Annotated in this window: 7 protein-coding genes and 1 pseudogene; 6 read left to right on the forward strand and 2 right to left on the reverse strand. The window is 64.5% G+C overall.

Annotated elements, in window-relative coordinates:
- Positions 1 to 42: 42 nt before the first annotated feature.
- Together ABIE53_RS28670 and ABIE53_RS28675 are read left to right on the forward strand one after the other, a co-directional pair.
- Positions 43 to 1,830 (forward strand): VRR-NUC domain-containing protein, encoded by a 1,788-nt coding sequence (locus tag ABIE53_RS28670; protein ID WP_192699027.1) that lies wholly within the window; start codon positions 43 to 45, stop codon positions 1,828 to 1,830.
- Positions 1,827 to 4,091, forward strand: a complete 2,265-nt coding sequence (locus ABIE53_RS28675; RefSeq protein WP_192699026.1) for an ATP-dependent DNA helicase — start codon at positions 1,827 to 1,829, stop codon at positions 4,089 to 4,091. The genes ABIE53_RS28670 and ABIE53_RS28675 overlap by 4 nt, the downstream gene beginning before the upstream one ends.
- 34 nt (positions 4,092 to 4,125) lie before the next feature.
- On the opposite strand, the pseudogene ABIE53_RS28680 reads toward ABIE53_RS28675, so the two are convergent.
- Together ABIE53_RS28680 and ABIE53_RS28685 are read right to left on the reverse strand one after the other, a co-directional pair.
- Positions 4,126 to 6,871, reverse strand: a pseudogene (locus tag ABIE53_RS28680) (mechanosensitive ion channel family protein).
- 698 nt (positions 6,872 to 7,569) lie between these two features.
- Positions 7,570 to 9,021 carry a sigma-54-dependent transcriptional regulator gene (locus tag ABIE53_RS28685; RefSeq protein WP_053859177.1) on the reverse strand — a complete coding sequence of 484 codons (1,452 nt, stop codon included), beginning with the start codon at positions 9,019 to 9,021 and terminating at the stop codon, positions 7,570 to 7,572.
- 1,410 nt (positions 9,022 to 10,431) lie between these two features.
- Between ABIE53_RS28685 and ABIE53_RS28690 the strand changes: the two genes are divergently transcribed.
- The 4 genes from ABIE53_RS28690 to ABIE53_RS28705 all read left to right on the forward strand — a co-directional run bounded on the left by ABIE53_RS28690 (position 10,432) and on the right by ABIE53_RS28705 (position 13,832).
- Entirely contained in the window at positions 10,432 to 10,626 is a 195-nt protein-coding gene (locus ABIE53_RS28690; protein ID WP_310075046.1) for a hypothetical protein, read from the forward strand.
- Between the two features lie 138 nt (positions 10,627 to 10,764).
- Positions 10,765 to 12,210 carry a nicotinate phosphoribosyltransferase gene (locus tag ABIE53_RS28695; protein WP_192699023.1) on the forward strand — a complete coding sequence of 482 codons (1,446 nt, stop codon included), beginning with the start codon at positions 10,765 to 10,767 and terminating at the stop codon, positions 12,208 to 12,210.
- Between the two features lie 182 nt (positions 12,211 to 12,392).
- Positions 12,393 to 12,872, forward strand: coding sequence for a nuclear transport factor 2 family protein (locus ABIE53_RS28700; RefSeq protein WP_006046978.1), 480 nt, complete (start codon positions 12,393 to 12,395; stop codon positions 12,870 to 12,872).
- A gap of 54 nt (positions 12,873 to 12,926) precedes the next feature.
- Entirely contained in the window at positions 12,927 to 13,832 is a 906-nt protein-coding gene (locus tag ABIE53_RS28705) for a 2OG-Fe(II) oxygenase (protein WP_192699022.1), read from the forward strand.
- Positions 13,833 to 13,864 lie beyond the last annotated feature (32 nt).

A 13,864-nucleotide genomic window follows, 5' to 3' on the forward strand; every position in this document is an offset into this window, starting at 1 on the left:
TTGCTATCATCACTGTATAAACGTACAGGTCCTGCAAACTCCGTGGCAACCGATGCTCCGCCGGATCCCCTCGCCGGCGCTCCTTACTATCTGCTGAACTTCGAGCGTGCGCTTGCATGGCTCGCGCAACGTTACGACGATCTGCTCGATGCAGGCGAGCGCGCTTTTCTCGGCGCGTTTGCGTCATTGCCGCAAGCGTCGCGCGCATTGCTGGTCCGCATGCTGATGCGCAAGGGCACGCTGTTTCGCGCGAGCCGCCTGGCTTACGACGAAATCGGCTGCCCGTTACGCGCCGCCGCGCCTGTTACTGCGCTCGGCTGGCTGGACGCGGCGCCGCATCTAACGCTCGACGATCTCTTTGCACTCACCACGCGCGCCGAATTGCTGAATATTTTCGCGGACGCGCTCGCGATGATTCCCGGCGCGCGCAGCCTACGCAAGCCCGAGTTGCTGGATGCATTGCGTCCGTTCTATGCGGAAGAAGATGAGCGTGAGAATGGCGGCGGCGCCGCGCGTCCGTTGTCCGCATGGCATGCGCATTCGAGCGATTGCGTGTTTCGTGTCGACATTGCGCCGCTCTGCGAGCGCTTTCGGCTAATGTTCTTCGGCAATCTGCAGCAGGACTGGTCCGAGTTCGTGCTCGCCGATCTTGGCGTGTTCCAGTATGAGAAAGTCGCGTTCGGGCCGGCGTCGCGTGCATTTCAGCAGCGCGCGGACGTCGATGTATATCTCGCGTTGCAGGCATGTCGCGATCAGCTTGAATCGATAGAATCGTTCGGATCGCTGATTAATCACGAAGTGTACAGCGATGCGATCGACGCCCTTGTCGCGCGCGTTCGTGCAGTCGAAACGTCTAATTCGTGGCTCGAAACGCGCCGCGCGAAGCTGCTGTTTCGCATCGGCCAGTATTGCGAACGGCGGCAGATGTGGCCATCGGCGCTCGCCGTGTACGAGAGTTGCGCGTGGCCCGGCGCGCGTCATCGGCGCATGCGCGTGCTCGAGCGCAGCGAACGTTTCGACGCGGCGCTCGCGCTCGCGTCGCAGGCCGCGGCATCGCCGGAAAGCGAGGAAGAGGCGCAACGTATCGCACGCATGTTGCCGCGTTTGCAGCGCAAGCTCGGTGAGCCGGCGGTTCGCGTGCAGGCGGCGCGCGCGGCCGAGCGCAGCACGTTGACGTTGCCGAGGCCGCAAGCGCCGCAGGCCGTCGAATACGTCGTGCGCGATCATCTGACTTGCGACGCCGCGCCAGTGCATTACGTCGAGAATGCGCTGATCAATTCGCTATTCGGCCTGCTCTGCTGGGAGCCAGTATTCGCCGCGTTGCCCGGTGCGTTTTTCCATCCGTTTCAACGCGGTCCCGCCGATCTTCACGCGCCGGATTTTCATGCGCGCCGTGCCGTGCAGTTCGCCACGTGCCTGGCTCAACTCGATAACGGCGCGTATCGCGAGACGATTCTGCGGCATCTGCATGAGAAGGACGGCGTGCAATCGCCGTTCGTGTTCTGGGGATTGCTCACGCCCGAACTCGTGACAACGGCGCTCGACTGTCTGCCCGCCGCGCATCTGAGGTCGTGGTTCGAACGTCTGTTGCGCGATGTGCGCGGCAATCGCTCGGGGTTGCCCGACCTGATCCGCTTCTGGCCCGCCGAGCGCCGTTACGAGTTGATCGAAGTGAAAGGACCCGGCGACCGCTTGCAGGACAACCAGATCCGCTGGCTCGCGTATTGTGTACAGCACGGCATGCCGGTGCGGGTGCTCGACGTGCGTTGGGCGGACGAAGCCGAGTGCAATGCCACGCCCGCCACATTCACAGCGGAGCGCACGGCATGAGCTACATCGTCGCCGTGCGAGCGATGTGCGAGTTCACCGCAAGACGCGGCGACCTCGATCTGCGGTTCACGCCCGCGCCGACTTCGCTCGAAGGCATGGCGGGGCACGTGACCGTCGCGGGGCGTCGCGCGAGCGGCTACGAAAGCGAAATGACGCTGACTGCCACGCATCGCAATCTGACCGTGCGAGGCCGCGCCGACGGCTACGACCCGGCGGCCAATCGTCTCGAAGAGATCAAGACGCATCGCGGCGATCTCGACCGCATGCCCGCGAATCACCGCACTCTGCATTGGGCGCAGGCGCTGGTGTACGGACATATGCTGTGCCGCGCGCGCGGACTTGGCCAATTGACCGTCGCGCTGGTTTATTTCGACGTCGGCAGTCAGAAGGAAACGTTGCTGACGCAAACGCATACGGCGCGCGAGCTCGAGGTTTTTTTCGTCGAACAATGCGAGCGCTTTCTCGACTGGGCCGTGCAGGAGGAAGCGCATCGTGCGGCACGCAATGCCGCGCTCGGCGCATTGCAGTTTCCGCACGCGCAGTTTCGCAGCGGCCAGCGCGAACTGGCGGTGTCCGTCTATCGCGCGGCGCGCGACGGCAAGCCGCTGATGGCACAGGCGCCGACGGGCATCGGCAAGACGCTCGCTACGATCTTTCCGTTGCTGAAGGCCTGCGCGGCGGAGCAGATCGATCGCGTGTTCTTTCTGACCGCGAAGACGCCGGGCCGTGCGCTCGCGCTCGATGCAATCGAAACGCTGCGCCGGAGCGCTGCGCCGTTGCCGCTGCGAACGCTTGAACTCGTCGCGCGCGACAAAGCCTGCGAGCATCCCGACAAGGCGTGCAACGGCGAGTCGTGTCCGCTCGCGCGCGGCTTTTATGACCGGCTCGATGCGGCGCGCAGCGCGGCGCTTGCCGGGCCGCGTCTCGATCGCGCCACGGTGCGCGAAGCGGCGCTCGCACATGACGTCTGTCCGTACTACCTCGCGCAGGAACTCGCGCGCTGGGCCGACGTCGTAGTCGGCGACTACAACTATTACTACGACAGCAGCGCGATGCTTTACGCGCTCACGCAGATCAACCAGTGGCGCGTCGGCGTGCTCGTCGACGAGGCGCACAATCTGCTCGATCGCGCGCGCCGCATGTACACGGCGTCGTTGGATCAGGCGGCGTTGCGGCTTGCGCGCAACACGGCGCCGCCCACGTTGCGCAAGCCGCTCGAACGCTTGCGACGCGAATGGAATGCGCTCAAGCGCGCGCAGACCGCTTCATACGAGGTCTACGCCGACGTACCGGGCAAGCTGTTATCGGCCGCGCAGAATCTGATCGGCGCGGTGACGGATCAGCTTGCCGAAGCACCGCTTTCCATCGATCAAACGTCGCTGCGTTTCTTCTTCGACGCGATGCATTTCGTCGCGCTCGCCGAACAGTTCGGCGAGCATTCGATTTTCGACATCACGCTGACGACAGACCGCCACGCGCCGCGCGATAAAACCAGTTGCGTGCTGTGCGTGCGCAATGTGATTCCCGCGCCGTTTCTCGCGCCGCGCTACGCCGCCGCGCGCACCACGGTCATGTTCTCCGGCACGCTCAGCCCGCATCATTTTTACCGCGATACGTTGGGGCTCGCCGAGGACACGTCATGGCTCGACGTCGAAGGGCCGTTTCGCGCGGAGCAATTGCAAGTGCGGGTTGCGGGCAACGTGTCGACGCGCTGGCGCGATCGCGACCGTTCGCTGGAACCTATCGTCGAGTTGATTGCGAGGCAGTACACGGCGCAGCCCGGCAATTACCTGGGGTTCCTGAGTAGTTTCGAGTATTTGCAACGCGTCGTCGCGCTGATGCGCGAACGCAATCCTGACGTGCCTGTCTGGGCGCAGGAGCCGGGCATGGACGAAGCCGCCCGCGACGCATTTCTCGCGCGCTTTCGCGGCACCGACCAGGGCGTCGGCTTCGCGGTGCTGGGCGGTGCGTTTTCCGAGGGCGTTGATCTGGTCGGTCAGCAGTTGATCGGCGCATTCATCGCGACGCTCGGCTTGCCGCAAATGAACGAAGTGAACGAACAGATGCGCCGCACGATGGAGGCGCGCTTCGGCAGCGGCTACGAATACATGTACCTGTACCCCGGTTTGCAAAAGGTGGTGCAGGCGGCGGGGCGCGTGATTCGCACCGAGCACGACGAGGGCGTCGTGCATCTGATCGACGACCGGTACAGGCGGCCCGAAGTGCGCCGCCTGTTGCCTCGCTGGTGGCAGGTTCAATAGATAGCGCGCGCCCGGCGCCCTGTCAGTCAGTACGTCACTCGTGCGGCGAGGTCGGTCCCGGATTCGCGGGCGTGCCCGGTCCGCCCGCGGGCTTCGAGTCGACGGGGATCTGGTCTTCGACGGGCGCGTCGCCCTTTGATGCGCCATCGGACGAAGCACCATCGCCGGAAGCATGCGTCGAAGGTTCCTGCTGCGGTTCCTGCTTCGGCGGCTCGCCCGCTTCGACGCGCGGCGCGACGCTCTCCGGGTCCCACGTCAGCAGGTTGCGCTGCGGATTGGCGATCTCGATGCCGCGCTCGCGGAAGCGGTCGAGAATGCGCCGGTTGAATTCGCGCTGCACGCCCCAGCGAGCCGAGTCGCGGCATTGCATCTGGCCGGCCAGTGTGACGGCCGAGCCGTCCACCGCGTCGACGCCCCAGAAGCTGAAGTCGGACAGAATGCCGTCCTTGAACTTCTCCTCCTCGCGCAGGCCGGCGCCGATTTCCTTGAGCGTGTCGATCGCGAGATCCACGTCCTGGCCGAATACGATGTTGACGCGGACCGCCGCATTGCCGATGCCGCGATTGGTGTTGTTGACCGTCGATACCGAACTGAACGGCACGGTATAGAGCGAGCCGTCGCTGCCGCGCAGGCGCACCGTGCGGATCGACAGATATTCGACGGTGCCGGACACGCCCGCGAGCGTGACCCAGTCGCCGACCTGCATCGCGTTTTCCATCAACAGAAAAATGCCTGTGATGAAGTCCTGCACGAGTTTTTGCGAGCCGAAGCCGAGCGCCACGCCGAAGATGCTCGCGCCCGCAAGAAGCGGCCCGATGTTCACGCCGAGCTGGCTCAGTCCGGTCAGCACGACGACGAGAGCGATCACGCAGAAGAGGCCGGTGCGCAGCATCGGCAGCAGCGTGCGCAGGCGCGCGGCGCGCACGAGGTCGCCGGTCGTGGTCCAGCGATCGAGCCGCCGTTCGACCGATACGTTCACGCTTTCCCACACGAGCAGCGCGATCACGGCCGCCACGCCGATCGTGACGATGGCCGACGCGAGCCGGTGGCCGACGCTGCCGTCGCGGAACAGTTCGCCGACATCGACGCCCCATACCGCGAGCAACGCAAGCGCGGTCACGATGCCGATGATCCACGCCACCACGCGTCGGGCGAGCGGATAGTAGCGGTACGCATGCCGGTTCACGAGCGAGCGGTCGGCGTCTTCGCGTCCGTTGAAGAGCCGCGCCAGTCCGCCGAAGATCACGATGGCGAGCACGCGCGCGCCCACCAGCACCGCGAGCGACGCGCCGCCGAGGTGCAGCAGCGCGTGATAGCCGTTGCGCACGTCGAGCGCCCAGACGAACCACAGCGCCATCACGACGAACACCGAGAGCCACGCCCATGCATCGGCGAGCGCATTGCCGAACATTTCGAGCGATGGCCGCGTAGCGGCGCGCTGCCGGATCAGTTCGCCGACCGGCTTCGCGCATTGCAGGATCAGGATCGAGAGCATCACGTGGCCGGCGAGCGCGACGACCTTCATCAACGCGAGATGCGCGGCTTCGTTCAGGCCGAGCGATTGCCCGATTTTCCGCAATCGCCGAGCCGACGCCGACCACGCTGACAATGCGGATCACCCAGCGATGCACGAACACGGCCCACGCATCGCTCATGCGCAACAGGCGCAGACGCGGCGCGGCCGGCTGCAGGAAGAAGCCGCTCACGATCACGATCAGGCGGCACAGCACATAAATGTCGACGAGCGAATCGAGCGCGCGGTCTGGCGGCGTGCCGTCGTCGGTGAAGATCGACATGAGGGCGCTCGCCGCGCCCACGAATACCGCGAGCGGCAGAAGGCGCAGCACCGTGATCAGCAGCGCGCGGGGTAGGCGTTGCAGGAGCGTCCAGTGATGCGTGGCGTTTTGCTTGCCTTTGGCTTCGGCGGCTTTGCCGCTTGTGGACGGCGTGGGCGTTGGTGTGAGTGTTGGCGTCGCGGAAGGTTGGCCCGTTGCGGGCGTCGTTGCGGCACTGGCCGCTGCGGCGGCTTGTGCGCGGGCTGTTGTTGTGGATTCGGCTTTCGATTCAGCTTGGGCCCGTGCTTCGGCCTGCGCCTCGGCGACCGGCGGTGCGGGCAAGGGCGGCGCGGCATGCGCGGCGTCGGCAGGCTGTGGTTCGACGTCGACGGGCAAGTCGGTGCGCGGCGCGTCGGCGGGATCGCCATGCTCGCGGCGCGCGGCCAGCGTGCGATACGCGCGGCGCAGCACACGCCGCGCGAGCCATTCGAGCACGAGCGCCGGCAACAACGCGGCCAGCAGTGACCAGGCGACGTGCGCGAGGATCGAGCGCGCTTGCGGACTGGTCGATTGCCAGTTCCACCACGTGCGCACCGAGGCGACGTCGAGCAGCGCCGTCACCGAATTGCGCAGCGATCCGCCGAGATGGACCGCCCAATGCGCGCCCTGACGGGCGAGCTGCGAGGCCAGTCCGTTCGATTTAAACGCGGCGGGCACGAGCGACGCTGCGCCGCTCGCGGCAGCGGGCGCGGAGGCGGCCGTCGGTGCCGATGCCGGCGCACTCAGCGCGCCGGCCGCGGCGATGGCCTGCAAGGTATCGGCGACCTGCGCGCGGCGCCTGGGGTCGTTGAGAACCGAGAGCGCCTGGCGCGCCTGGTCGGGCGTCAGCGTGACGGCGGTGCCGGAAGCCTCCGCGGCGGGAGTGGCCGGCGTCACCGCGGCGAAAGCGGGCGGGGCGCCGAGAATGAGCAGAACGACGAAGCAGGCGTGTAGAAATTTGCGCATAAGGTATGGGACGGGCTGCGGAATGCGGACGGCGGCAGGACGCATCGGCCGGTCTGGCTGTTTTGGGCCTGGGCCCCGGTCTTGACCGACACGAGTTTCGCCGCGCAAGTTCCTGAGGCGGCGGCCGCTGCGTCGTTATGGGACGCGACGCGGCGTCCGGGCTCGCGAAGACGCGCGCGTCGGCGACGCGTCGGCAACATGCGGTAGCAAGTTGCTTGCCCGTGGGTTTTGGAGGGACCGCGCAAGGAGAGGGAAGGACTCCGTTGCGTGTGGCTCAGCGGCCAACGGGGCGAGATGCCGTGAACGGATAGTAGGCGATATAACGCCAAGGACAACGCTAAGGCAGCAACGCGAGGCAGCAACGCCAAGAACAACGCCGAGGCAGCAACGCCGAGGCAGCAACGCGAGGCAACAACGGCTGGCACAACGGCACGCAACAACGGCACGCAACAACGGCACGCAACAACGGCACGCAACAACGGCACGCAACAACGGCACGCAACAACGGCACGCAACAACGGCACGCAACAACGGCAGGCACAACGCCAAGAACAACGCCAAGAACAACGCTAGGCACAACCAGGCTCGACACCCGAAGCCTTACACCCAGCGCCGCAACCGCAAAACAACCCGCGCCAAGGGCGGACCACCAACCCTAAACTGCCCGCCCGCCGTCTACACCGACAACCACCCTAAACCTAAACCGAAGCCGTCGACACCAATCCATGCCCGCGCCGCTCGGCCTCGCTGTCTCCGTCCGCATCCGCGCCGCCGTTCGACCCGTTGCCGCCCGAAGGCTCCGGATGCAGCCGGTCCGCGTGCATCAGCCGGTACAGCGTGGCGCGCGAGATGCCCAGTTCGACCGCCGCCTCCGACAACTTATAGCCATGCCGCTGCAACGCATGTTCGATCGCGTCTTTCTCGGCCTTGCTGCGAATTTCCGCAAGCGTGACGGCGGGCCCGTTGTCCGTGGCCGGCAAGCCGAGGTCGTTCGCGGTGATGAAACGGCCCTCGCTCATCACGACGGCGCGCCGCACGCAGTTGATCAGCTCGCGCACGTTGCCGGGCCATGCATAGTTAGACATCGCGACGATCGCGTCGCTCGACAGCCCGCGCAGTTTGCGCGCGCCGTCCTGCTTGTACATGCTGAGTGCATAGTTCGCGAGCAGCTTGATGTCGCCGCCGCGTTCGCGCAACGGCGGCTCGACGAGGCGCAGCACGCATAGCCGGTGATACAGGTCGGCGCGGAAGCGGCCGTCTTCGACTGCCTTGTCGAGATCGACGTGCGTCGCCGAAATAACGCGGACGTCGACGTGAATCGGGCCGTTGCCGCCGAGCCGCTCGATCGTGCCTTCTTGCAGAAAGCGCAGCAGCACCGCCTGGCATTCGTGCGGCATGTCGCCGATTTCATCCAGAAAGAGCGTGCCTTCGTGCGCGCTCTCGATCCGCCCGATCTTGCGCTGAAGCGCGCCGGTGAACGCGCCGCGTTCGTGACCGAACAGTTCCGCCTGCAACAGGCTCGGCGGAATCGCCGCGCAATTGATCGCGACGAACTGCCGGCCGGTGCGCGGCGAGCGCTCGTGAATTGCGAGCGCGGTCAGCTCCTTGCCCGTGCCCGATTCGCCGGCGATGAACACCGGCGCCTCGGTCGCGCCGCATTTGTCGATGCGCCGGTACAACTGCTGCATCGCCTCGCATTGACCGACCATGCCATGCCGCCCGAGCGACGGTTCCGGCGCTACATGTCCATGCCTCAGCGACGACAGCCCATGCGCGTGGCCGAGCGCGAACACGAGACGCTCGTTGAGCCACGGCCGCGTAACGAAGTCGAAGCAGTAATCGAGGATAAAGCGGCTGACCAGTTCGTTATCCGCCTGGCCCGGCGCGATCTGCGCGACCCAGTTGGTTTCCGGGCGGCGCATGCACGCAGCGAGCGCGGACAACTGCTGTGTCGTGCAGTCTTCCGGCAGTTCGACCAGACCGACCTTGACGTTGTCGCGCTCGATCATGCGTTCCGCGCCCGCCGCGTTTTTCGCGTGCACGGCATGCCAGCCCGATGCGGCGAGGAAGTCGGCGAGTTTCTGATCGGGCGAGCTCGACACATAAAGAACGGTGCGTCCGGTGTCCGCAGATGCGAAAGTCATTTCCATTACCCCCGATTCCTACTGCTCGAAAGACTGCTGTGCGAGATATTGAAGACCGGTAGTGGCCGGCCTACAGTCGACGTTTGCGGCGGAGCGAGCAGGGCGCGGCGCAAGCCGCGAGGCGCCGCATTATCGCGGCAGGCGACGGAAGGTGCCTCTTGGCAACCGCCGGAGTAGTTCATCCCCGAATCACTTATACCGTTTCTTAATTCGTTCGTTTTTTTTATGGCGCTCTGACTGGCGCATGACTCAAACATAAGCGAAAGCGCTTTGGAATGCTATACAAACAAATCAGTATCGAGAAAGTTTCCCGATTTGACGTGCGCTTATTCGGCAGTCGCCTGATTTTGCAAGGCGCCGCGCGGCTAATCCGATACTGTTCGGACGGCGATACGTCAAGCCGTGTTATGCGCGCTGGAGTACACAGCGCGTGAACGAATGCGCTTTACGCGTAGGCATACATCCATTTGCGATGTTTCATGCATGCAACAAAAATCGCATAAGCCTTTTCGGCCATTTTCGTGTCGCTTTTATGTGTTTCGGCGTCGGCATTAATGACCGGGCTCGCACACAAACCGCGAAGCCGCGCGGGCGTGGCAGCGAATGGTGCTTATCGGAAGCGTGTATTCGATGCGTTAGATGCGCATCTTGCAGACCGCCTGAGCGCCCGGAGGCGTCTCGAATACGAATCACCGGCGGTTTTTCAGTTGGGCGATCGGGCGGACGGTAGCGTTGCATCGTCGGCGACGCTCCGCGCGACGGCACCTGGGCGCACATGGCATAGCTATTGCATTAAGGGAGTCGCAGCGAATCTGTTGTGCCGGTCAGTAGAGGGAACGACCGGCACAATAAACGACTTCGTGGACGTGGCCGGGGAATGCCATTGCGTCTACGAGGCTGCGGCGGGGCCACTGACAGACGGACGTCAAACAACACGGGACGAACGACCGATGCGAAGCGGTCGTTCGTCACCCGACGACGCAACGCTCTGACCTCGCCGGTTTTTTTCGTCTGTGAAGGTGCAAGTGTTGGGCCTATAACGACAGGTCGTCGCGCGGCAACGTTTGCGCGACCGACGTGCATAACAGGGAAGGGGCAGCGTACGGTCTGGACCAACCGGCGCGACGAAACGGGGAGAAGGCCACAGCCTCCACAAGAGAGGCACATAGCGAGGTGGACCGGGCGCCGTGTTCGCGCTTTCGCGTGGGCACGGCGGACCTGGAAGGCTGCAACGCAGCCGTCAGCGCATTTCAGTGTGTCATTCTCACGGGGGATGTCATGAAAGCACCTGTTTCCGGGCCGGCCCGCGCGCCGCGCCACGATCAGCCGGCCACGCCGGGTACTTGCTCTGTTACTCCATCAGTTGCGCAATTTGCGGGCAGCGTTGTCCGTCTTCGTTACCGGGCATGCGCCGGCATGCAACGCGCGTTGTTTGCGGCGCCGCCAGTCGATCTGCTGACGCTCGTGATCGCCGACGCAATCAAGCGCCGCGAGCAGGCCGAGATTCACCGCCCCGCACTGCGCGATGCCTATGAATTGCCCGTTTCGCAGGAGCGCAACGCAGACCGCGATGCGAACATCCGCCGACGCGAATACGACGATCTGGACTGAACACCGTTGCGCAACAGCGGGCGGCACGGGCAAGGTGCATGAACGCGGAAGCTGAAGCCGAAGCCCGCGCCCGCATCGTGCCCGTGGCATCATGTAAAGCCAGCTACCGTCAGCGAGCCGAATGCGGCGTCATCCACGATGAACGAATTCAGCGGTCCTAGCGGCGCTTCCGCGATCTTCTCGAATCCGATCCTCAACACGGATTCATACAAGGCGTCGCACTATCTCCAGTACCCGCCGGAAGCGTCGGCGATGTTTTCATACATCGAATCGCGCGGCGGGCGCTACGACCGCACGCTCTTCTTTGGCTTGCAGATGCTCATCAAGCAGTATCTATGCAGCCCCATTACCTCACCCATGATCGACGAGGCCAAGGCGTTTTTCAGCGCGCACGGCGAGCCGTTCAACGAAGCGGGCTGGCGTCATATCGTCGAACGTCATCGCGGTTATCTGCCGGTGCGCATTCGCGCGGTGCCCGAAGGGTCGGTGGTGCCCACACATAACGTGCTCGTCACCGTCGAATGCGACGACCCCGAGGTGTTCTGGCTCGCGTCGTATATAGAAACCATGTTGTTGCGCGTCTGGTATCCGGTCACGGTCGCGACGCAAAGCTGGCATCTGCGCAAGACGATTCGCGAGTATCTGCTGAAGACCAGCAATGATGTCACGCAACTGCCGTTCAAGCTGCATGACTTCGGCGCACGCGGCGTGTCGAGCGCGGAATCGGCGGCGATTGGCGGCGCGGCGCATCTGGTGAGCTTCATGGGTTCGGATACCGTGCTCGGCGTGGTGGCGGCGAATCATTACTACAACGAGAGCATGGCCGCGTTTTCGGTGCCGGCCGCCGAGCACAGCACAATCACCGCGTGGGGCCGCGAGCGCGAGACCGACGCGTATCGCAACATGATCGCGAAGTTCGCGAGGCCGGGCGCAATTGTTTCCGTGGTGTCCGACTCTTACGATCTGTTCGCCGCGCTGAAAGTGTGGGGCACGGAGCTGAAGCAGGCGGTGCTCGACTCCGGCGCGACGCTTGTGGTCCGCCCCGATTCCGGCGATCCGCGCAGCATCGTGTTGCAAACGCTGCGCGCGCTGGAGGCGTCGTTTGGATCGGTGCTGAACAGCAAAGGCCGGCGCGTGCTCAACAACGTGCGCGTGATTCAGGGCGACGGCGTGAATCCCGACTCGCTCGAAGCGATTCTCGCGGCGATGGACCACGCGGGTTTTGCAGCGGACAACATCGTGTTCGGCATGGGCGGCGCGTTGTTGCAGCAGATCAACCGCGACACGCAGCGCTTTGCGATGAAATGCTCGGCAATTCGCCTCGGCGACGCATGGCATGACGTATCGAAAGACCCCGTGACGGACAGCACCAAACGCTCGATGAAAGGACGGCTCACGCTGCTCGTCAATCGTCGAACGGGCGAGTACCGCACGGCGACGCTGCCGCTCGCGCCGGATCGGGACGCGCGCGCCGATGGCTCCGATTGGGACGATGCGATGGAAACGGTGTTCGATTCGGGCAAGCTGCTCGTCGATGTATCGTTGTCGGAAATCCGGGCTCGCGCTCACGCGCACGAGGGCTAGCGCATCGCGGATGCGAGCGCGGGCGCGATCATTCGATACAATCCCGCGAAGTTCGGCTGATCGTGTGCGGCGCGTGCGGTTCGATTGCCGGTTGCATCCCGCACAATCAAACCGGCTTCCATATCGGCTTCCATATCGGCTTCAATACGGGCTTTAATACCGGCAACTCAAGTACACAACAAATGAGCCATCCCAACACCGAACTGATCGAGCGCTTCTACACGGCGTTCCAGCGGCGCGACGCCGCGACCATGATTGCCTGCTATGCCGATGACGTCGTCTTCAGCGACCCGGCGTTCGGCGAATTGCGCGGCGACGAAGTGCGCGACATGTGGCGCATGCTGGTCACGCGCGCTCAGGATTTTTCGCTGACGTTCGATAGTATCGAAGCCGACGAACATAGCGGCCGCGCGCATTGGACCGCGGGCTATGTCTTCAGTCAGACGGGGCGTCCGGTGGTGAATCATGTCGAAGCGCGCTTTGCGTTTCGCGATGGACTCATCGTCGAGCATCGCGACAGTTTCGACTTGTGGGCGTGGATGCGCCAGGCATTGGGCGCACGCGGCGCGCTGCTCGGATGGTCGCCGCTCGTGCATCGCTCGATCCGCGCGCGAGCGAGAAAAGGGCTCGCGATTTACCGGCGCCAGGATCATGGCGCCTGAGCGCGGGCTTCCGCCGATGCATTATTCTTGTTCTATCCGACAGCGGAGGCGCGTATGCCGGTAGTGGATGCCGCGTGGCAGGAATGGCTGCGCACGAATGCAGCGCGCGGCTGCACGATCGATTCGATGATCGAGGCGATGGTCCAGGCGGGTTTTGCCGCCGACGCAGCCGCACAAGCCGTGCGTGGCGCGTTCGGCGTGGTCGCGTCGGGTGCAGCGGCTTCGCCGGTAGCGGCGGGCGGGATTGAAGCCGCGTTGCCGCAAACGGCGCCGAGTGCGCCGGGCGGGCAGCGTACGGCTTATGCGTACGACGACGGACCTGTCGCGCGCGGCAACACAATCCGCGCGTTCGACCGCGATGTGCAGGTGTTGATGCGCTGCGAGCGTCCGCAGGTGATCGTGTTCGCGAACGTGCTGTCGCCGGAAGAATGCAATGAAGTGATCGAGCGTTCGCGGCATCGGCTGAAACGCTCGACCATCGTCGATCCGGCGACCGGCCAGGAAGACGTGATCCGCAACCGCACCAGCGAGGGCATCTGGTATCAGCGCGGGGAAGACGCGTTCATCGAGCGGCTCGATCAGCGCATCGCGAGCCTGATGAACTGGCCGGTCGAAAACGGCGAGGGCTTGCAGATTCTCCACTATGGCCCAACCGGCGAATACCGGCCGCATTTCGACTATTTCCCGCCCGATCAGCCTGGCAGCACCGTGCATACGGCACGCGGCGGACAACGCGTAGCCACGCTCGTCATCTATCTGAACGATGTGCCTGACGGCGGCGAAACGATCTTTCCGGAAGCGGGTTTGTCGGTGGCCGCGAAGCAGGGCGGCGCGGTGTACTTCCGCTATATGAACGGCCAACGTCAACTCGATCCGCTGACCTTGCACGGCGGCGCGCCGGTGCGTGCCGGCGACAAGTGGATCATGACGAAGTGGATGCGCGAACGGGCGTATGTTTGATTGGTGCGAGGGTTGCGGAGGCACGTCGCCTC

Source organism: Paraburkholderia sp. OAS925, assembly GCF_040543975.1.
Classification (GTDB): domain Bacteria; phylum Pseudomonadota; class Gammaproteobacteria; order Burkholderiales; family Burkholderiaceae; genus Paraburkholderia; species Paraburkholderia graminis.

Coding starts and splice junctions, on each gene's coding strand:
- ABIE53_RS28705 (WP_192699022.1), top strand. CDS start 12,927: ATGCCGGTAGTGGATGCCGCGTGGCAGGAATGGCTGCGCACGAATGCA.
- ABIE53_RS28695 (WP_192699023.1), top strand. CDS start 10,765: ATGAACGAATTCAGCGGTCCTAGCGGCGCTTCCGCGATCTTCTCGAAT.
- ABIE53_RS28700 (WP_006046978.1), top strand. CDS start 12,393: ATGAGCCATCCCAACACCGAACTGATCGAGCGCTTCTACACGGCGTTC.
- ABIE53_RS28690 (WP_310075046.1), top strand. CDS start 10,432: ATGCAACGCGCGTTGTTTGCGGCGCCGCCAGTCGATCTGCTGACGCTC.
- ABIE53_RS28675 (WP_192699026.1), top strand. CDS start 1,827: ATGAGCTACATCGTCGCCGTGCGAGCGATGTGCGAGTTCACCGCAAGA.
- ABIE53_RS28685 (WP_053859177.1), bottom strand. CDS start 9,021: ATGGAAATGACTTTCGCATCTGCGGACACCGGACGCACCGTTCTTTAT.